Origin of the sequence: Brevundimonas staleyi (assembly GCF_041893865.1) — a bacterium.
Lineage (GTDB): Bacteria > Pseudomonadota > Alphaproteobacteria > Caulobacterales > Caulobacteraceae > Brevundimonas > Brevundimonas staleyi.
Genome location: NZ_CP169082.1, coordinates 656,196 through 674,142, shown reverse-complemented (window position 1 = coordinate 674,142; position 17,947 = coordinate 656,196). Strand labels below are relative to the sequence as shown.

Here is a 17,947-nt window from a genome sequence, read left to right as displayed (position 1 = left end):
CGTGCGCAGCATGGGGAGGTGGCGGCGAGCCCTTCGCGAGCTGCCGGAGGGGTTCTTGGGTGCACGCGGAACAGAGCCCCTCCGTCTCCTCCGCTTCGCTCCGGATCCACCTTCCCATGCTTCGCACGGGGAGGAGACGATTTCCGATAATCTGGCACGAACTAGCCAGTCGTCGCCGCCAACGCCTTGATTTCATTGAGTGGCACTTGGCACGTGGCACTCCATTTTCGGAAACCGTGCCAAACCCCATTGCACTGTCTTGCACTCCGAATTCCGGAAACAGTGCAAAGCCTCACCCCGGCGTCAGCGCCCCGCCCTCGACCCGCACGAAGCTCGACCGTGCGGCCAGCGGCTCGAACAGGTCCGCCTCCGTACCGGTCATGAAGGCCTGAAGCCCCAGGGCCGTGATCTCGTCGAACAGGGCCGCGCGCCGCCCCGCATCCAGATGCGCCGGCGCCTCGTCCAGCAACAGGATCGGCGCCGCCCCGCCCGAGGACAGCCGCCCGACCTGGGCCAGGATCAGGTTCAGGGCCAGGGCCTTCTGCTCGCCCGACGACCCCTCGGCCGCCGGCCGGTTCTTCTCGCGATGCAAGGCCGTCAGATCGGCCCGGTGCGGCCCGAACAGCGACCGGCCCGCCGCCCCGTCCCGGTTCCGCGCCCTCAGCATCCCTTCGCGGATCGCCCCGGCCAGAGCCGCCTCGTCCGCCCCCTCCGCCGCCAGCCGTTCGGTCTCCCCGACCAGGGCCAGATCGGCCTGCGGAAACGGTCGTTCGGAACGCGCGTCGATCGCCGCTTGCAGCACCTCCAGCGCCCGGGCCCGCGCCGTCGCCGCCCGCGCCCCGGTCTCGGCCAGCCGCGCCTCCAGCGCATCCAGCCACAGCGGATCGGCTTCCCGCCCTTCCGCCCCGTCGATCAGCAGCCGCAGCCTTTCCCGCAGCGCCTTCTCGTACCCCGACACCACGGCCGCATGGCCGGGGTCCGCCGCGAACACCAGCCGGTCGAAGAATTTCAGCCTTTCGGCCCGCGCATCCGAGAACAGTCGGTCCTGCTCCGGCGTCGCCCAGACCGGGCGCAGATAGTCCAGCAGCCTTCCCGGCTGGGCCGTCTCGCCGTCGATCCGCACCATCCGCCGCCCGGCCCCGGCGACCTGAACGCCCGTCCCCAGCCGGACCTCGTCGCCGTCCTGATCCAGCGTCAGGGCCACGGCCCAGGCCCGTCCCCCGGCCTCGCCGGGCTCCCTGCGGCCCATCTCCTGCGCCGTCGCCCCCCTCAGCCCCTTGCCGGGCGTGAACAGGCTCAGAGCTTCCAGCAGATTGGTCTTCCCCGCCCCGTTCGGCCCATGCAGCACCACCGGCCCCGCCGGTATCGGCAGGGTCGCGGACGCATAGGACCGGAAGTCGGTGAGGGTGAGGGAGGTGATCACGGCGACGCAGGTCGCTGGCGAGAAGTTCGGACTGGCAAATTATCACTCAGCCGAAGAAAGGCGCGCGCCCTCTGCACCGTACTGCCTGTGCCAAGCCACCATAACCTGCATGACCTCGAAGGGAGTTTCATCAGGGAACACGGCAATGACGCCATCAAGCCCCGGCATCATGGCTCGAGTGAAGGCGCCATCGCGAACCTGCCCGGTTCCTTGACTAAGGATGTATCCAACCATGCTACCTCCCCGCTGCTCAAACAGCTCGAACTTCAGGACGTCCGCCCACCGCACCAGCCGAGGCTTCCTAAAGCCGCGAACAAGGAACCCCTCGGCGGTCAGGATCAACTGGGGGGGAGCAAGAATGCGGATGAAGGAGAAAAGCGCCATGACCCCGGAACCGACCAGGCATGACCAGACAACGAACTGGACTAGCTCAGACGGATAGCGGCCAGCGCCCTCGATGCCGCTGCTGATCCAGAGGATACAGCCCACAACGATGCCGATGCTGAGAAGCGTCCTCAGACCCGACTTCCAGGCCGCGCCCGTGAAAACCAGCCGGGGCTCAGCCTCGGTGTCAGACACGCAGCGGCATCAGCACGTACTGGACGCCCGGATCGCCCGGATCGAGGACCAGGGTCGGGCTGGCCGGGTCGGCGAACATGAAGGTCGCGTTCTCGCCCGTGATCTGGCCGGCGACGTCCAGCAGGTAGCGGGCGTTGAAGCCGATCTCGAACGGCTCTTCCGAGTAGCCGATCTCGACCTCCTCGACGCCCTGGCCGGCCTCCATGTTGCGGACAGTCAGAGTGACGCGGTCCAGCTCGAAGGCCAGTTTCACCGACCGGCTCTTCTCGGCCGAGATGGTGGCGACGCGGTCGACGGCCGAGGCGAAGACGGCGTTGTCGATATCGGCCTGCTTGTCGTTCCCCTTGGGGATGACGCGCATGTAGTCGGGGAAGGCGCCGTCGATGACCTTCGAGGTCAGCGAGGCCTCGCCGAACTCGAAGCGGATCTTCTGCGGGCTGACCTGAACCTCGACGGGACCGGCGCCGTCATCCAGCAGGCGGCGGACCTGATCGACGGTCTTCCGGGGCACGATCACGCCGGGACCGCCCGCCGCGCCCTCGGGAGCCGGCGTCTCGGCCAGGGCCAGACGGTGACCGTCGGTCGCCACGGCCCGCAGCAGCGGAATGCCCGCCTCCGCCACGGTGTGGAGGTAGAGGCCGTTCAGGTAGTAGCGGGTCTCTTCGGTCGAGACGGCGAAGCGGGTCTTGTCGATCAGCCGCGCCAGGTCTTCCTTCATCAGGGTGAAGCGGACGCCCGAGTTCTCGGTCGACATGACCGGGAAGTCGCCCGCCGGCAGGACCGGCAGGTTGAACTTGGACCGCCCCGCCTGGACCGTCAGACGCGGATCGTCGCCGTTGTAGGTCAGGGCGACCTCGGCCCCGTCCGGCAGCTTCCGCACGATCTCGTAGAGGGTGTGGGCGGGCGCCGTGATCTGCCCCTCGACCTGGACGGTCGCATCGGCCTCGTCGACCATTTCCATGTCCAGATCGGTGGCCGCGAAGCTCAGCTTGTCGCGGCCGGCCGACAGCAGGACGTTGGACAGGATCGGAATGGTGTTCCGGCGCTCGACCACGCTCTGAACATGGCCCAGGGCCTTCAGCAGAGCGGAGCGTTCGATGGTCAGTTGCATGTCGTCTCAGTGCCCGGGGCGAAGAGGTATCGGTCCTCGCCGATATGTATGGCCAGAGACACTAGAGGATTGGGCGGCTGGAGCAACGGGGACGTGTCATCGGCGTCTCCATCTGAGCGTCGCCAGGGCCGCGAAACCTATGACCAGCCCCCAGAAGGCCGAGCCGATGCCGAACAGGGCGACGCCGGAGGCCGTGGCGGCGAAGGTCAGGACCGCCGCCTCCCGATCCTGCGGCTCCCCGACCGCTCCGACCAGGGCGCCGGTCAGGGGACCGATCAGGGCCAGGCCGGTGATCAGGGCCAGGGCTCCGGTCGGCATGACGATGAACAGGCCGGCCAAGGGCGCGGCGAAGGCCGCCGCGGCCAGATAGAGGCCGCCGTAGATCACGCCGACGACCCAGCGGCGCTCCTTGTCGGGATGAGCCTCCGGGCCGGTGCATATGGCCGCGACGATGGCCGCCATATTGATCCCGTAGACGCCGAACGGCGCCAGCAGGACCGTCGCGGCTCCGGTGGACAGCAGCAACGGGCCGGGCGGCGGCTCGTACCCGGCGGTCCTCAGCACCACCAGACCCGGCAGGTTCTGGGACACCAGGGTCACGAGGAACAGCGGCAAAGCCAGGCTGACCGCGGCCTTCAGGTCGAAATGGGGGATGGCGGGCGACAGGGCGCCGAACAGGCCTCCATCCGCAGGCAGGGCCAGTTGCCCTCGAAACGCCAGGGCGGCGAAGGCGCTGACCAGCACCAGCGGCAGGGCCCAGGTGGGGGCCAGCCGGCGGGCGATCAGGAAGACCGCCGTCAGTCCCGCCGCCAGGGCCAGATCGGTCTGAAAGACGAGGAACAGCTTGATCACGAAGGGCAGCAGCACCCCCGCCAGCATGGCCGACGCGATCGCCGAGGGGATGCGCGCCGCCAGCCGCCCTATGGCCGGGACCAGTCCGACCACGACCATCAACAGGCCCGCGATGATGAAGGCGCCGACCGCGGTGGACCAGTCATGGCCGAGCGCGGAGGCCGCCAGCAGGGCCGCGCCGGGCGTGGACCAGGCGAGGATGACCGGGATGCGCAGCCGCCAGCTTAGCAACAGGCCCGGTACGCCAATGCCGAGGCACAGGGCCGTGACCATCGACACCACCTGAAGCGGCGACGCGCCCAGGTTCTGGCCCGCCTGTACCACCAGGGCGACCGTGCCGCCGAAGCCCACGATGACCCCGACGGCCGCCGCCGTCATGGCTGAAACCGGCATCCAGCCTAGCGAGCTCACCACCGCTTCTCGACCTTCCTCGAACCGAAACACCAGAAGGTCACAGAGCTAACGACGAGCATGACGACGACGAACAGCGACCAAAGCTTGGCGGCGATAATCAGAGGGGCAAGCAGGCCTGTGAGGGCCACATCACCGTTCGCGAAATTCCCGACCACCTCAGGCCCGACTTGCAGCACCAATACCAACGCAAGAATCGGCCACGAATAGAGAACCACCTTGACCAACAGCCCGGCATAGGCGCGCCATCTCGAAGGAGATGAGCGCGCCTCCGCCACCTATTCCTCGTCACCCGCCAGGCCCATCATGTGGAAGCCGGCGTCGACGTGGATGACTTCGCCCGTGGTCGAGAAGCCGAGGTCCGAGCACAGCCACAGGGCGGCGCCGGCGACGCCCTCCATCGAGGTGTCCTCCTTCATCGCCGACATGGCGCGGCCCTGGGCGATCATGCCGCGACCGCCCGAGATGCCGGCCAGCGACAGGGTGCGCATGGCGCCGGCCGAGATGGCGTTGACGCGGATGCCCTTGGGACCCAGGTCGCGGGCGATGTAGCGGGTCGCCGCCTCCAGCGCCGCCTTGGCCACGCCCATGGTGTTGTAGTTGGGGATGGCCCGTTCCGAGCCGAGGTAGGTCATGGTGATCATCGACCCGCCGTTCGGCATCAGTTTCGACGCCCGCTTGGCGACGTCTACGAAGCTGAAGCAGGAGATGTTCATGGCCAGAAGGAAGCTGTCCCGGCTCGTGTTCTCGATGAAGGAGCCCTTCAGCTCGTCCTTGTTGGCGAAGGCGACGGAGTGGACGACGAAGTCGATCGTGCCGAACTCCTTCTCCAGCTCGGCGAAGGCGGCGTCCATGGAGGCGTCGTCGGTGACGTCGGCCTGGATCAGCAGCTTGGCGCCGACGCTCTCGGCCAGGGGACGCACGCGGCGCTCAAGGCCCTCTCCGAGGTAGGTGAAGGCGAGTTCCGCGCCCTGCGCCGCCAGTTGGGAGGCGATGCCCCAGGCGATGGAGTTCGAGTTGGCGACCCCCATGACCAGGCCCTTCTTGCCCTTCATGAGTTCGCCCGCGGGCATGTTCCAGCTGGTTTCACCGGCCATGGGATAGTCTCCTGTTTGACCCGAGTTAGCAGCGGGCTGCCGTGACGGAAACCCTCTCCCAGACGGAGAGGGCTTGAGATTCGGAGAGCGGAGCGATCCGCAAACCGAAAGGGTGAGGGCCGTGCGTTGCCGGTGAGGATCGACCCTCACCCTTTCGCGCAAGTCCGTTCGCGATGCTCACGGGCGCTCAAGCCCTCTCCCACCGGGAGAGGGATCAAACTTTGGAGAAAATCACGGTGCCGTTCGTGCCGCCGAAGCCGAACGAGTTGGACATGACCGTGGTCATCTCGCCGTCGTGGCGTTGGCGCAGGATCGGCATGCCCTCGAACTCGGGGTCGAGATTCTCGATGTGGGCGCTTTCCGAGGCGAAGCCGCCATCGAGCATCAAGAGCGAATAGATCGCTTCCTGGGCCCCGGCGGCGCCCAGCGAGTGGCCCGTCAGCGACTTGGTGGAGGAGATCATCGGCATGTCGGAACCGAAGACCTCGCGCACCGCGCCCATCTCCTTCAGGTCGCCGACCGGGGTCGAGGTGCCGTGCGGGTTCAGGTAGTCGATCTTGCGGTTTCCGGCCTGCTCCAGGGCGATCCGCATGCAGCGGGCCGCGCCTTCGCCCGAGGGAGCGACCATGTCGTAGCCGTCGGAGTTGGCGCCGTAGCCGACGACCTCGCCGTAAATCTTGGCCCCGCGAGCGACGGCCCGTTCGTATTCTTCCAGCACCACGATGCCGGCGCCGCCAGCGATGACGAAGCCGTCGCGGTCCTTGTCATAGGCGCGGGACGCGACCGAGGGCGTCTCGTTGAAGTTGGAGGACATGGCGCCCATGGCGTCGAACATGTTGGACATCGACCAGTCGATGTCCTCGCAGCCGCCGGCGAAGACCACATCCTGCTTGCCCCACTGGATCTGTTCGGCGCCGGCGCCGATGCAGTGGACCGAGGTCGCGCAGGCCGAGGAGATCGAATAGTTGATGCCGCGCATCTCGAACCAGGTCGAGAGGACGGCCGAGGGGCCGCTGGCCATGGCCTTCGGCACCGCGAACGGCCCGATGCGCTTGGGCGAGTTCTTTTCCAGGGTCGTCTGGGCCGCCTGCAGGATGACCTGGGTCGAGGGACCGCCCTCGCCGACGATCAGGCCGATGCGGTCGTCCTTGATCTCATCGGCGGTCATGCCGGAATCCTTCAGGGCTTCCTCGAAGGCGATGTGGCCCCAGGCCGTGCCGTTGGCGAGGAAGCGGGCCGCGCGACGGTCCACCAGCGGGGCCCAGTCCTCGGCCGTGACGCCCAACGACGGGGGCGCCCAGACCTGGGAGCGGAAGCCGTGCTGGATGTGATCGGGGGCCGAGACCACGCCCGATTTCGCATTGCGCAGAGAGGCCGTGACCTCTTCCCGGCCGGTGCCGATGGAGGAGACGATGCCCAGACCCGTGACGACGACACGCCGCATTAGAGTTTCCTTCTTTGCTCAGTCTTGGTCCGCGTTGACCGCGGTTATTGTGTGGTGGTCAGGCGTCGGCGGCGGCTTCACCCGCCTGGAACAGACCGACGCGCATGTCCGTAGCCGTATAGATAGGCACGCCGTCGGCTTCCATCACCCCGTCGGCGATCCCCATGACGAGGCGACGGTTGATGACCCGCTTCAGATTGATCTTGTAGGTGACCTTCTTCACGTCCGGCTGGACCTGGCCGGTGAACTTCACCTCGCCTACGCCCAGAGCGCGGCCGCGGCCGGGGCCGCCGATCCAGCCCAGATAGAAGCCGACCAGCTGCCACATGGCGTCCAGACCCAGGCAGCCCGGCATGACCGGGTCGCCGATGAAGTGGCACTGGAAGAACCAGAGGTCCGGATGGATGTCGAGTTCGGCCTCGACATAGCCCTTGCCGTGCTCGCCGCCGTCGCCGTTGATCTGGGTGATCCGGTCGAACATCAGCATCGGCGGGGCCGGCAGCTGGGCGTTGCCCGGTCCGAACAGCTCCCCCCGGCCCGAGGCCAGAAGGGCGGCGTGATCGAAGGACGAGGGGTATTTCGAGGTGCTCAAGGCAGTCGCGGCTCCGTGGGTCCTGACTGAGGTAACGCGCGTCGGCGAGACTCGGCCAAGGGTGTTGCGGCCGGGTTACACGACGGCGACGGGCGGCTCAACCGGGGAGACGGTGGAAGCTTGGCTTTGGAACCTCGTCACCTCCTCGCGCGTGAAGGCGCGTGGGGAGGTGACGAGGTTAGCGCGCCACTCCGGCCGGGCGGGACGCGTCGCAGAGGGCCCGGTTTCCGCCGCCGAAGATCGAGCCTTCCGGCACCCAGCCGCGCAGTTTCCGCGCGCGGACCTCGCACCAGCCGTCCTTGCAGTCGTCCAGCGCGATGACCGAGCGGGGGGAGAAGCGGGCGCGCAGGCCGGCCTCTTCCGAACGACCGGAGCGGATGGGGACCTCCTCGACCGAGGCGTTGAAGGCGCCGCGGCGGGCGGAGACGACGCTGCGGTGGACCCAGGCGACGGCGCCTTCGGGGTCGCAGATCTTTCGCCATTCGCGGGTCTCGGCGATGACCTGAACCGGCAGGCCGGCGGCGCGGTATTCCCACAGGATGCTGTAGTCGAGGCCGGGACCCGAGCGGGCGCGGACTTCCGAGGACTTCAGGGTCAGCCAGCGCGGCACCTCCAGACCCGTCGGGGTCGGGCGGCCGTCGGGCATGGTGGCGCTGGCTCCCGCCATGACGCCGAGCGTCAGGAGGACACATGCGCCGGCCATGCGACGCGAGAGGCTTTGGAAGCGGCTGCGAGACTTGCTAGACACCGGCTGGGATCCGTCACACGCGGCCCGCCCTGCGACGCCCGCGAAATCATCCAAGGTCCCCATGTCCCACCCCCGGCTTAAGGTCGTCTTAACCAGAAGATTGCCCGACGCGGTCGAGACGCGGATGCGGGAGCTGTTCGACGCCGAACTGAACCTGAAGGACGTTCCGATGGATCGGGCGGCGCTGGAAGCCGCCGTTCAGCGGGCCGACGTCCTGGTGCCGACCATCACCGACGAGATCGACGCCTCGCTGATCGCCGGCGCGGGCGAGCAGTTGAAGATGATCGCCAACTTCGGCGCCGGGGTGGATCACATCGACATCGACGCGGCCGTGGGCCGCCAGATCATCGTCACCAATACGCCGGGCGTCCTGACCGAGGACACGGCGGACCTGGCCATGAGCCTGATCCTGGCGGTCAGCCGCCGGATCGTGGAGGGGGCCCAGGTGGTGGCCGAGGGCAGGTTCGAGGGCTGGACCCCGACCTGGATGTGCGGGCGCAAGCTCTGGGGCAAGCGGCTGGGGATCGTCGGCATGGGCCGGATCGGTCAGGCCCTGGCGCGCCGAGCCAAGGCCTTCGGTATGCAGGTCCATTATCATAACCGGAAGCCTGTCTCGGAGCGGATCGCCGAGGAGCTGGGCGCGACCTACTGGGACGATCTGGACCAGATGCTGGCGCGGATGGACGTGATCTCGCTGAACTCCCCGGCGACGAAGGAGACGCATCACCTGCTGTCGGCCGAGCGTCTCAGCCTGCTGCAGCCCCACGCCATCCTGATCAATACGGCGCGGGGCGAGCTGATCGACGAGGCGGCCCTGGCCGAGGTCGTGGCGCGTCGAGGGATCGCGGGCGTGGGTCTGGACGTTTACGAGAACGAGCCGGCCATCCACCCCGGCCTGATCGGCCACGCAAACGTGGTGCTGTTGCCCCATCTGGGCTCGGCCACGCTGGAGGCCCGTCAGGACATGGGCGATCGCGTCATCCTCAACGTGATGACCTATCAGAACGGTCACCGGCCGCCGGACCGGGTCATTCCCGCGATGCTTTAGGCCGATGATACTCTAAGGCGAGAATCCGGCGTGATCCGGCCGATCCAGGCACGGCCAAGGTCATTTCGGGGCGGGTGAAACAATCCGTAACACGGCGGGTTTGTTCGGTCAGCGGGCGCTTCGGCCCGTATCAACCGAGCAAAGATCCATGATCCGCAAGACCGTTCTTCTCGCCGGTGTCACCGCCGCCCTTCTGACCGCCGCCCCGGCCCTGGCCCAGGACGCGCCCGCCGCTCCGCCGGCTCCGGCCGCCCAGGCCCAGGCCTCGGGTTCGATCCAGCTTCAACCCGGCTCCAGCGTCAAGGGTTCGGACGGTTCCGTCCTCGGCACGCTGGAAGGCGTGCAGAGCAACGCCGCCGGCGAACAGGAGCTGACGGTTCGCGGCTCTGACGGCGCGCTACGCGGCGTGGGCCTGGGCGGCCTGACGCAAAGCGGCACCGACGTCGTGGTGGGCATCACCTCGGCCGAGTTCGCGACCTCGCCGGTCGTGGAAGACTCCGCCCCGGCCACCACGGACGGCGCGGCCCCGGCCCCGAGCGAGCCGGCCGCGACCCCGCCGGCCCCGCAGCCGGAGCCGAGCTGGACCCAGCCGACCACCGACGACAGCGATGACACCAGCGAGCCGGAAGCCTCGCCGACGCCCCAGGGCTAAGGCGACCTCCAGCAGCGCAACGGAAAAGGGGCGGCCCGACGGGCCGCCCCTTCTTCTTTGTCCCGAAAGGATCGGGTCAAGCGCGACGCTTGACCAGACCCAGAAGGAACAGCAGCAGACAGGCGCCGAGGGTGGCGATGACCGTCGAACCGATCCAGCCGCCCCAGGCGATGCCCAGAGCCCCGGCGATCCAGCCGCCGAGCACGGCGCCGATGATGCCGACGATCAGGTTGGTGATCAGGCCGTGATTGCGGCCCATGATCTTTTCGGCGAGCCAGCCGGCGATGATGCCGACGATGATCCAGAAGATGATGTTCATTGGGAGCCCTATCCTTCCAAAGCTTGGGTGCGTCGGTAATGCGCGCCTGCGGTCAAGGTTGCCGCGCCCTTAAGATTGAACTCCGAGACCCGCGTTCACCATCGCTCGCCCGTCACGAGAACGCGGCATGGTGATTGCGGCGGTTCAGGCGAGCCGTGCCGCTTTGGCACAGCGCGCTAGAACAAGGGGAATGGGGCCATGGCCACCGATATCGATCTCCACCTGGGCCGCCGTCTGCGCCGCCGTCGTCGCCTGCTGGGCCTGACGCAGCAGCAGCTGGCCATCCAGGTCGGCATCCGCTTCCAGCAGATCCAGAAATACGAGTGCGGCGCGAACCGCATCTCGGCCGCCCGCCTGTGGCAGCTGGCCGAGGCGCTGGAAACGCCGATCAGCTATTTCTACGACGGTCTGGCCGAAGCGATGGAACGCAAGGAACAGGCAGGCGCCAACGGCGGCGAGATGTTTTCCAGGAAGGAAACCCTCGACCTGATCCAGGCCTACTACCAGCTGGGCGAACGTCCGCGCCGCCGTCTACTGGATCTGGCCAAGTCGCTGCATACGGAAGGCGAAGTGGTTTCCTAGTGTCGCTACCGCTCGCGATGCGGTCGCTCGCTGCTTGAGCGACGTGTCGTCAGGGCGCTATCGCTCGCCGCGCGGCGGCTCACTGCTTGAGCGCGTTCGTTGGTGCGTCGAGTCTGTCTTGTGATGACGCGAAGGGGCGGCGTCTGTATGCCCCTCGCTCATGACCGAACTTGAATCCTTCGTCGTCGAGTTGGCCGCCGAGGCCGCCAAAGTCACTCTGCCGCTGTTCCGGGGCGACTACGCCGAGGAGAACAAGGCCGGGCCGGGTGCCTTCGATCCGGTGACCGAGGCCGACCGGGGCGCGGAAGCCGCGATCCGCAAGCTGATCGCCGAACGCTATCCCCACCACGGGGTGATCGGCGAGGAATACGGCGAGGACCGGCCTGACGCCGAACACGTCTGGGTGCTGGACCCGGTCGACGGGACGCGCGCCTTCGTGGCGGGCCTGCCGCTGTGGACCACCCTGATCGGGTTGCAGGTCGGCGGAAAGCCGACCATCGGCGGCATCGCACAGCCCTATCTGGGCGAACTGTTCCTGGGCGGGCCGTCGGGCGCCGTCCTGATGAGCCGGGGCGAGACCCGGCCGATCCGCGTGCGGTCCTGCGAAAAGCTGACCGACGCGATCATCGCCACTACGGCTCCTGAAATCTTCACCCCGCCGGAGTTCGGCGCCTGGACCCAGGTGATGGCCGCCGCGCGCCTGGCCCGCTACGGCTGCGACGCCTACGCCTATGCGATGGTGGCCATGGGCCAGATCGACATGGTGGCCGAGACGGGGCTGAAGCTGTGGGACTGGTCCGCCCTGATCCCGGTCGTCGAGGCGGCCGGCGGTGAATGCACCAACTGGCGCGGCGAGGCCGTGTCAGGCGACGGGCGGATCATCGCGGTGGGCGATCCTCGCGTGCGGGAGCAGGCGCTGGTGGCGTTCCGGCGCGGGGCGCAGTAGTTCCCCACCGTCATCCTCGGGCCCGTCCCGAGGATGACGGAGATCGGGTTCTAGAACGGCAGAATATTCCGCTGGCGGCTGTAGGCCATGGTGCCGACGTTGGCGCCGAGGCGCAGGCCCACGCCGGTGCGGACCGGGGCCAGGACGATGCCGTCGGCGCGCTGGTAGTTCACGCCCAGACCCGCGATCAGATAGGCCGTGCCCTCCACGCCGGGGTAGCGGCGGTAGATCGCGTCCGGCGCATAGAGGCCGTAGACGAGGGTGAAGACGCGGCTGGCGTTGCCGCCGATGTCCCAGCCGATCGAGGTCCCCTGCCAGAAGACTTCCTGCGAGGCCGAATGGTCCTTCATGTGCAGGGCGCCGCGGCCGTAGCGCAGGCCGATGACGGCGGCGCCGGCGCCCTCCTCGCCTGCGATATAGGCGGTGGGACGGTCGCCCTGGTCGGCGAAGATGCGTTCGATGGCGGCGCCCATGGCCTCCGCCGCGATGCCCAGCTCACGCGAACCGGCGGCGACCAGTTCGTCGGCGGTATAGGCCGGGGCGGTCTGGTCCGAGGACAGCGGATATTGCGGCTCCACCGGCTCGCGCGGGGTGGAGGCGCAGGCGCCCAGGGACGAGGAAAGAGCCGTCACGGAGGCGGCGGCGAAGCCGGTCTGGATCAACTGGCGGCGGTGCATTCTGGTGTCCCCAAATCTCATGGCCCGTCCCTGTCGAGCGTGACGGGAAGGTCGCCGGGCTTTGCGTCAGCCTTGGGGCGGCAAGGTTAACGAGAGGTTGCGGTTTGGGACGCTATAAGGGGACGGATGGAACTACCCCTGATCCCAGGTCGCGAATGCGGCCCCTGCGTCGAATGCTGCCGGTTCATTCCGCTGGACCTGCCCGAGCTGTCGAAGCCGACGGGGAGGCTGTGCGGCTATTGCGTCGATGGGGCCGGGTGTTCGGTCCACGCGGTCAGGCCCCAGACCTGCCGGACCTGGTTCTGTGTCTGGCGGGTGGTGGAACTGGACACGGCGTGGCGACCGGACGTCAGCGGGATCATCGTGCGGCCGGACGGGCTGCTGACCGGGGAAATGACGCTGTACGTCGTGCGGCGGACGGAGTTTCTGAGGTCGGACCTGCTGTTCGACACGGTGGCGCAGTGGCTGGGCGAAGGCTTGCGGATCGCGATCAGCGTGCCGGGGCCGGTGGGGACGTTGCCGGTGCGGGCGGATGTGACGGAGTTCCTGCTGCCGGCGGTGGGGGCGGGGGATGAGGCGGGGTTCGTGGCGCGGGTCGAGGCGGTGTTGGCGAGCCTCGACGCCCATGAGTTCGAGGCGGACGGGATCGAGGAAAGGTACTCAGTCGTCTGACCCTCTCCCATCAGGAGATGGGGCTTTTAGTGCTTGTCCGTCTTCGCCGAGATCCAGTCCATCAGGGCCAGCATGACGCCGGACGCCACGAAGGTCAGGTGGATGACCACGCCCCACAGGGCCTCGGCCTGGTCGACCTGTTCGCCCTCGGAAAAATTCATGAAGAATTTCAAGAGCTGGATGCCCGAGATGGCGACGATGGAGGCGATCAGCTTCATCTTCAGGCCCGAGAAGTCGACCGTGCCCATCCACGGCGGGCGGTCCGTCTCGCCGTCCAGATCGAGCTTGGAGACGAAATTCTCGTAGCCCGAGAACATGACGATCAGGAGCAGATTGCCCGCCAGCGACAGGTCCACCAGCGACAGAACCGCCAGGATGACGTCGTTGGAGCTCATGCCGCCGGGCGCGAAGGCCTGGGGCACATAGTAGATCAGCTCCCGCGCGAAGACGATCAGCAGCATGAAGAGCGCGACGGCCAGACCCACATAGAAGGGCGCCATCAGCCAGCGCGACATGAACAGGCCGCGCTCGAACGCGGTCTCCAGTTTCGGCTTCAGTCCCATGACGTCGATCCCCCTGCTTCGGTCGGTCCGTTCTGGCGGGCGGGGGAAAAGGGATCAACCCCAATCACCCGTGCACCCCAGCGAAGGCTGGGGTCCAGATGGAAGACCGAGCCGGTGAGATCAGCGAAACCGGTGAGTCGTCCAAGCCGCCTTGATCCGTGATCTGGACCCCAGCCTTCGCTGGGGTGCACGGATGGGAGTTAGCTGCGCAGAACCGCACCGAGTTTGCCCGCCGCCGCGACGACCTTGGCCGACAGGGCCTCGATCTCGGCCTCGACGAGCGTAGCCTCGCGCGGCTGGACGACGACTTCCAGCGCGACCGACTTGGAGCCTTCCGGCACGCCCTGGCCGCGATAGACGTCGAAGACGCGGACCTCGGTGATCAGGGCCTTGTCGGCGCCCTGGACGGCGCGGACCAGATCGCCGGCGGCCTTGGCCTCCTCGACGACGAAGGCGAAGTCGCGGGTCAGGGGCATCAGGTTCGGCAGGTCGGCGTTGCCGCGCGCCTTGGTGGCCTTGCCCTTGGGCTCGGGCACGGCGTCCAGAACGATCTCGAAGGCCAGGATCGGACCGTCGGCGTCCAGCGCCTTGAGGACGCGCGGATGGACGGCGCCGAACTCGGCGATGATCGTCTTGGGACCCAGTTGCAGGCGAGCCGAACGGCCGGGATGCCACCAGTCTCGGTTCTGGCCTTGCGCCAGTTGCAGCGACGCGGTGGGGGCGCCGATGGCGTCCAGCACGGCGATCAGATCGGCCTTGAGCGCGAACAGAGGATCCTCGCCCGCGCCGGTCCAGCTGCGGGCCGCGCGGGGGCTGACGAGGCCGGAGATCACGGTGCGCTGGTCGTTCGGCTGGTCGCCCAGATAGATGGGGCCGATCTCGAACAGGGCGACGTCGCCGTGGCCGCGCGCGGCGTTCCTGGCAGCCGCCTGGATCAGGTTCGGCAGGGCCGAGGGGCGCATGCAGTCGAGGTCCGAGGCGATCGGGTTCTCGAGGACGAGCTTGTCGTCGCCGCCGCCGAACAGGGTCGCGATCTCCTGCTTGGTGAAGGACCAGGTGACGGCCTCTGCATAGCCCATCGAAGCCAACGCGCGGCGGGCGGTGCGGACGCGGGCCTGACGCGGGCTGAGCACGCCCTTGGACGGCGCGCCCTGATCCGGCAGGGGGGTGTTGGGCAGGTGCTGGAAGCCGTGGATGCGGGCGACCTCCTCGACCAGATCGGCCTTGCCCTCGACGTCGCGACGCCAGGACGGCGGGGTGACAATCCAGGGCTTGTCCGAACCGGCCGGGGCCGCCTGAACGAGGAAGCCGAGCTGGCCCAGGATCGTCCCGATGCGGTCGTCCTCCAGGTCCATGCCCGAGAGCTGCTTCACATAGGCCGGGTCGAAGGCGAACGGCAGGGGATTGGCGGGGTGTTCGCCGGCCAGGACAATCTCGGACGGCTCGCCGCCGCAGAGGTCGAGGATCAGCCGGGTGGCCAGTTCGATGCCGGGGATGACCGAGGCCGGATCGACGCCGCGTGCGAAGCGGTACTGGGCGTCGGACGAGATGGTCAGGCTACGGCCGGTCTGGGCCGTGACGATGGGATCGAACCAGGCGCTCTCGAGGAAGACGTCGGTCGTCTCTTCCGAACAGCCGGTGCTTTCGCCGCCCATGACGCCACCGAGGCCGATAGGGCGTTCGCCGCCCGCGTCGGCGATCACGCACATGGTCGGATCGACGGTGTAGGTCTTGCCGTCCAGGGCGATCAGATGCTCGTGCTCGCCGGTGTCCTTGGCGATCTGGCCGCCGCGGACGACGATCTCGGAGCCGACGAGGCTGTTCAGGTCATAGACGTGCAGAGGCCGCGCGCGGTCGTAGGCGATCAAGTTGGTGACGTCGACCAGACGGTTGATCGAGCGGAGGCCGATGGCTTGCAACCGGGTCTGGAGCCAGGCGGGCGACGGACCGTTCTTCACGCCCCGGATGACGCGGCCGGCAAAGACCGGGCATTGCTCCGGCGCATCCAGACGCACGGAGATGGTCGAGGGGAAGGCGCCCCTCACCACGGCGATGTCGTAGTGCTTCAGCTTGCCGACGCCTGCGGCGGCCAGGTCGCGCGCGATGCCGGCGACGCCCAGCCAGTCGGGGCGGTTCGGCGTGACCTCGAAGTCGATGACCGGCTCGGCGCCGAACAGTTTGGCGACTGGGGTGCCGACCGGGATCTCGGGCGGCAGCTCCTGGATGCCGTCCGACTCATCGGCCAGTTGCAGCTCGGAGGCCGAGCACAGCATGCCGTTCGACACGACGCCACGCACCGGCTTCTCGACCAGGGTGACGCCGAGGCCCGGCACATAGGCGCCGATGGGGGCGTAGATGGTGGTCAGGCCCGCCCGCGCGTTCGGGGCGCCGCAGACGATCTCCTTCATGCCGTCGATGGTCTCGACCTGGCAGACCTGCAGACGGTCGGCGTTCGGGTGCTGGGCCGCCGAGACGATTTTAGCCACGGTGAAGGGGGCCAAGAGGGCGGCCGGGTCGGCGACATGCTCGACCTCCAGCCCGGCCATGGTCATGGCCTCGGCGATGGCGTGGACGTCGGCGTCGGTTTCCAGGTGGTCCTTGAGCCAGGACAGGGTGAATTTCACGGGATCAGGCCTTGGGAGTCAGGAGGTCGATGAAGGCGTCGACGAAGGCGTCGTCGCCCGCGAAGCCCACGCCCATGAAGATGCAGCCGTCGAAGGCGCTGTCGTTCAGGGGAACGCCGCCGATGATCATCGGTCCGGCGGCGCGCAGGAAGAGGTTGCGGACATTCCCGGCCACGTCGCCGAGATTGCAGTTGTCGAACGTCGTCTCCTGGGCCGGGATGATGACGCAGGGGCCGTGGATGACGCAGTCGATGAAGCGGCGCCCCTTCAGCGTCTGGCCGGCGGCTTCCAGCGCCTCGACCAACTGGACCAGGGGGATGCGTTCCTTCTCGAACACCAGGCGCGTGCCGAGATCGGCCGGGACCGGGCCGGTGTTTTCCAGATCGTACATCAGCCGACGCTCTTGATGGCGAGGATCTCGGACAGGATCTGTTCGTTGCCGGTGAAGCCCAGGGCGTGGAACTCGCAGTTCACGAAGCTGCAGTTGATGACCGGGATGGCCCCGATGGCCATGTTCCGCACCGGGCGCAGGACCAGGTTGCCGATGTCGCCCTTGGAGTCGCCGAAATTGACCGCCTCGAACGAGGTGCCCGGCAGGACCAGCATGATGGCCGGCCCCTCGATGCGGCAACCGGTGAAGGTGACGCCGTCGATCATCGCCCGGCCGGTCCGCATGTGGTGCAGGAACAGGTCGTACAGCGCCATGTCCTCGTCGACGAAGGCGCGCTTGCCGAGGTCGGCGGCGAGGTTGAGGCGGCGGCCCAGGCCGATCATCGGCAGGTTGGCGGGATCGATGGCGGTCATCGCGGGTCCCTCAGGCGCCGACGGCCAGAAGGTCGCTCACGACCTGCTCGGAGCCGGTGAAGCCGACGTTGTAGAACTCGCACCCCTCGAACAGGGTGTCGCGGAAAGGCACGGTGCCGAGGGCGCGGTCGCCGGTCGGACGCAGGACCAGGTTGCGCATGTCGCCGTTCGGGTCGCCGAAGCTGCAGTCGTCGAACCGCACGCCGGCCGAGACCAGCATGATCGCCGGGCCCTGGATGCGGCAGCCGCGGAACGTCCGGCCCATGATGACGCCGAGGTGGTGGCCGTGGTTGGCGACGTGCAGGTCGAACAGGTTCAGGTCCACGTCCTCGAAGACCGTCGTCCTGAGGTCCGGGGCGACACGCACCGCGCGGGTGAGGGGCAGACGCGACATCAGCCGGGGTTCCCGGTGACTTCGGCGCGGGCGGAGATCAGGTCGGCCGCCATCTGGTCCAGGCTCTCGGCATGGCCGGTGAAGGCGACCTGGACGAAGCGGCAACGGATGAATTTGGTGTCGGCGAAGGCGACCGTGCCGACGAGGACCGAACCCTGGGCCTTGTAGAAGAGGGACGCCGGATCGGTGGCCACACCCATGTTGCAGCCCTCGAACGAGACGCCGTCGATGATGCCGACCAGGGCCGGACCCTCGATCACGCATTCGGTGAAGGTCAGGCCGCGGATCAGCGGCTGGCCCGCGTTCAGGTGATAGACCCCCAGCATGGGCAGCCAGACGGCTTCGTTCGAGAAGCTCTTGCGCGCCACGATCTTGCGGCCATGGTCTTCGTTCAGGACGTCGGTCATCT

22 protein-coding genes are annotated in these 17,947 nt (G+C 67.9%); 5 read left to right on the top strand and 17 right to left on the bottom strand.

Features of this window, described 5'->3' with window-relative positions; all coding sequences use genetic code 11:
- Positions 1–292 precede the first annotated feature (292 nt).
- The 9 genes from recF to ACETK8_RS03385 form a co-directional block, all read right to left on the bottom strand.
- A complete protein-coding gene (gene recF, locus ACETK8_RS03425) occupies positions 293–1,423 on the bottom strand; it encodes a DNA replication/repair protein RecF (RefSeq protein WP_374038122.1) in 1,131 nt (376 codons plus the stop codon).
- A gap of 42 nt (positions 1,424–1,465) precedes the next feature.
- Positions 1,466–2,002, bottom strand: a complete 537-nt coding sequence (locus ACETK8_RS03420; RefSeq protein ID WP_374038121.1) for a hypothetical protein — start codon at positions 2,000–2,002, stop codon at positions 1,466–1,468.
- On the bottom strand, positions 1,995–3,113 hold the full coding sequence (gene dnaN / locus ACETK8_RS03415; protein ID WP_374038120.1) for a DNA polymerase III subunit beta: 1,119 nt from the start codon (positions 3,111–3,113) through the stop codon (positions 1,995–1,997). Before dnaN ends, ACETK8_RS03420 begins: the two co-directional genes overlap by 8 nt.
- Positions 3,114–3,209: 96 nt before the next feature.
- A complete protein-coding gene (locus ACETK8_RS03410) occupies positions 3,210–4,358 on the bottom strand; it encodes a benzoate/H(+) symporter BenE family transporter (protein WP_374038119.1) in 1,149 nt (382 codons plus the stop codon).
- Between the two features lie 14 nt (positions 4,359–4,372).
- Positions 4,373–4,654 carry a hypothetical protein gene (locus ACETK8_RS03405; RefSeq protein WP_374038118.1) on the bottom strand — a complete coding sequence of 94 codons (282 nt, stop codon included), beginning with the start codon at positions 4,652–4,654 and terminating at the stop codon, positions 4,373–4,375.
- On the bottom strand, positions 4,655–5,449 hold the full coding sequence (locus ACETK8_RS03400) for an enoyl-ACP reductase FabI (RefSeq protein ID WP_374039454.1): 795 nt from the start codon (positions 5,447–5,449) through the stop codon (positions 4,655–4,657).
- Between the two features lie 238 nt (positions 5,450–5,687).
- Complete coding sequence (gene fabB / locus ACETK8_RS03395; RefSeq protein WP_374038117.1) at positions 5,688–6,917, bottom strand: beta-ketoacyl-ACP synthase I; 1,230 nt, start codon at positions 6,915–6,917, stop codon at positions 5,688–5,690.
- Positions 6,918–6,975: 58 nt separating this feature from the next.
- Positions 6,976–7,509 carry a 3-hydroxyacyl-[acyl-carrier-protein] dehydratase FabA gene (gene fabA / locus ACETK8_RS03390; protein ID WP_374038116.1) on the bottom strand — a complete coding sequence of 178 codons (534 nt, stop codon included), beginning with the start codon at positions 7,507–7,509 and terminating at the stop codon, positions 6,976–6,978.
- 178 nt (positions 7,510–7,687) lie between these two features.
- Positions 7,688–8,257 (bottom strand): SH3 domain-containing protein, encoded by a 570-nt coding sequence (locus tag ACETK8_RS03385; RefSeq protein ID WP_374038115.1) that lies wholly within the window; start codon positions 8,255–8,257, stop codon positions 7,688–7,690.
- A 61-nt stretch (positions 8,258–8,318) separates the two neighbouring features.
- Between ACETK8_RS03385 and ACETK8_RS03380 the strand changes: the two genes are divergently transcribed.
- Positions 8,319–9,305, top strand: a complete 987-nt coding sequence (locus ACETK8_RS03380; RefSeq protein ID WP_374038114.1) for a 2-hydroxyacid dehydrogenase — start codon at positions 8,319–8,321, stop codon at positions 9,303–9,305.
- Between the two features lie 148 nt (positions 9,306–9,453).
- The gene (locus ACETK8_RS03375; RefSeq protein ID WP_374038113.1) at positions 9,454–9,957 is read left to right on the top strand and encodes a superoxide dismutase; all 504 of its coding nucleotides are present in this window, start codon (positions 9,454–9,456) and stop codon (positions 9,955–9,957) included.
- 76 nt (positions 9,958–10,033) lie between these two features.
- On the opposite strand, the gene ACETK8_RS03370 is transcribed toward ACETK8_RS03375, so the two are convergent.
- Positions 10,034–10,276, bottom strand: a complete 243-nt coding sequence (locus ACETK8_RS03370) for a GlsB/YeaQ/YmgE family stress response membrane protein (protein ID WP_374038112.1) — start codon at positions 10,274–10,276, stop codon at positions 10,034–10,036.
- A 198-nt stretch (positions 10,277–10,474) separates the two neighbouring features.
- Between ACETK8_RS03370 and ACETK8_RS03365 the strand changes: the two genes are divergently transcribed.
- Both ACETK8_RS03365 and hisN read left to right on the top strand, forming a co-directional pair.
- Positions 10,475–10,858 (top strand): helix-turn-helix domain-containing protein, encoded by a 384-nt coding sequence (locus ACETK8_RS03365; protein WP_374038111.1) that lies wholly within the window; start codon positions 10,475–10,477, stop codon positions 10,856–10,858.
- Positions 10,859–11,018: 160 nt separating this feature from the next.
- Positions 11,019–11,804 (top strand): histidinol-phosphatase, encoded by a 786-nt coding sequence (gene hisN, locus ACETK8_RS03360; RefSeq protein WP_374038110.1) that lies wholly within the window; start codon positions 11,019–11,021, stop codon positions 11,802–11,804.
- Between the two features lie 50 nt (positions 11,805–11,854).
- Here hisN and ACETK8_RS03355 read toward each other — a convergent pair whose 3' ends face one another.
- Positions 11,855–12,481: a DUF1134 domain-containing protein gene (locus ACETK8_RS03355; RefSeq protein ID WP_374038109.1), complete on the bottom strand. Its 627-nt coding sequence runs from the start codon at positions 12,479–12,481 to the stop codon at positions 11,855–11,857.
- A gap of 126 nt (positions 12,482–12,607) precedes the next feature.
- Between ACETK8_RS03355 and ACETK8_RS03350 the strand changes: the two genes are divergently transcribed.
- Complete coding sequence (locus ACETK8_RS03350; RefSeq protein ID WP_374038108.1) at positions 12,608–13,153, top strand: hypothetical protein; 546 nt, start codon at positions 12,608–12,610, stop codon at positions 13,151–13,153.
- Positions 13,154–13,179: 26 nt separating this feature from the next.
- Here ACETK8_RS03350 and ACETK8_RS03345 read toward each other — a convergent pair whose 3' ends face one another.
- From ACETK8_RS03345 to ACETK8_RS03320, 6 genes are all read right to left on the bottom strand, one after another.
- Positions 13,180–13,716: a TIGR00645 family protein gene (locus tag ACETK8_RS03345; RefSeq protein WP_374038107.1), complete on the bottom strand. Its 537-nt coding sequence runs from the start codon at positions 13,714–13,716 to the stop codon at positions 13,180–13,182.
- A gap of 200 nt (positions 13,717–13,916) precedes the next feature.
- Positions 13,917–16,340, bottom strand: coding sequence for a phenylalanine--tRNA ligase subunit beta (pheT, locus tag ACETK8_RS03340; RefSeq protein WP_374038106.1), 2,424 nt, complete (start codon positions 16,338–16,340; stop codon positions 13,917–13,919).
- Positions 16,341–16,344: 4 nt separating this feature from the next.
- The gene (locus tag ACETK8_RS03335; protein ID WP_374038105.1) at positions 16,345–16,731 is read right to left on the bottom strand and encodes a hypothetical protein; all 387 of its coding nucleotides are present in this window, start codon (positions 16,729–16,731) and stop codon (positions 16,345–16,347) included.
- Positions 16,731–17,144 carry a hypothetical protein gene (locus ACETK8_RS03330; protein ID WP_374038104.1) on the bottom strand — a complete coding sequence of 138 codons (414 nt, stop codon included), beginning with the start codon at positions 17,142–17,144 and terminating at the stop codon, positions 16,731–16,733. The genes ACETK8_RS03335 and ACETK8_RS03330 overlap by 1 nt, the downstream gene beginning before the upstream one ends.
- Positions 17,145–17,154: 10 nt before the next feature.
- Positions 17,155–17,538 (bottom strand): hypothetical protein, encoded by a 384-nt coding sequence (locus ACETK8_RS03325; protein ID WP_374038103.1) that lies wholly within the window; start codon positions 17,536–17,538, stop codon positions 17,155–17,157.
- Entirely contained in the window at positions 17,538–17,945 is a 408-nt protein-coding gene (locus ACETK8_RS03320) for a hypothetical protein (RefSeq protein WP_374038102.1), read from the bottom strand. Before ACETK8_RS03320 ends, ACETK8_RS03325 begins: the two co-directional genes overlap by 1 nt.
- Positions 17,946–17,947 lie beyond the last annotated feature (2 nt).

Bases quoted from the DNA above. Each gene is read 5' to 3' on its own strand.
- dnaN (WP_374038120.1), bottom strand. From the start codon at position 3,113: ATGCAACTGACCATCGAACGCTCCGCTCTGCTGAAGGCCCTGGGCCAT.
- ACETK8_RS03410 (WP_374038119.1), bottom strand. From the start codon at position 4,358: ATGCCGGTTTCAGCCATGACGGCGGCGGCCGTCGGGGTCATCGTGGGC.
- ACETK8_RS03400 (WP_374039454.1), bottom strand. From the start codon at position 5,449: ATGCCCGCGGGCGAACTCATGAAGGGCAAGAAGGGCCTGGTCATGGGG.
- fabB (WP_374038117.1), bottom strand. From the start codon at position 6,917: ATGCGGCGTGTCGTCGTCACGGGTCTGGGCATCGTCTCCTCCATCGGC.
- ACETK8_RS03380 (WP_374038114.1), top strand. From the start codon at position 8,319: ATGTCCCACCCCCGGCTTAAGGTCGTCTTAACCAGAAGATTGCCCGAC.
- ACETK8_RS03375 (WP_374038113.1), top strand. From the start codon at position 9,454: ATGATCCGCAAGACCGTTCTTCTCGCCGGTGTCACCGCCGCCCTTCTG.
- ACETK8_RS03370 (WP_374038112.1), bottom strand. From the start codon at position 10,276: ATGAACATCATCTTCTGGATCATCGTCGGCATCATCGCCGGCTGGCTC.
- ACETK8_RS03365 (WP_374038111.1), top strand. From the start codon at position 10,475: ATGGCCACCGATATCGATCTCCACCTGGGCCGCCGTCTGCGCCGCCGT.
- hisN (WP_374038110.1), top strand. From the start codon at position 11,019: ATGACCGAACTTGAATCCTTCGTCGTCGAGTTGGCCGCCGAGGCCGCC.
- ACETK8_RS03355 (WP_374038109.1), bottom strand. From the start codon at position 12,481: ATGCACCGCCGCCAGTTGATCCAGACCGGCTTCGCCGCCGCCTCCGTG.
- ACETK8_RS03350 (WP_374038108.1), top strand. From the start codon at position 12,608: ATGGAACTACCCCTGATCCCAGGTCGCGAATGCGGCCCCTGCGTCGAA.
- ACETK8_RS03345 (WP_374038107.1), bottom strand. From the start codon at position 13,716: ATGGGACTGAAGCCGAAACTGGAGACCGCGTTCGAGCGCGGCCTGTTC.
- ACETK8_RS03335 (WP_374038105.1), bottom strand. From the start codon at position 16,731: ATGTACGATCTGGAAAACACCGGCCCGGTCCCGGCCGATCTCGGCACG.
- ACETK8_RS03330 (WP_374038104.1), bottom strand. From the start codon at position 17,144: ATGACCGCCATCGATCCCGCCAACCTGCCGATGATCGGCCTGGGCCGC.
- ACETK8_RS03325 (WP_374038103.1), bottom strand. From the start codon at position 17,538: ATGTCGCGTCTGCCCCTCACCCGCGCGGTGCGTGTCGCCCCGGACCTC.
- ACETK8_RS03320 (WP_374038102.1), bottom strand. From the start codon at position 17,945: ATGACCGACGTCCTGAACGAAGACCATGGCCGCAAGATCGTGGCGCGC.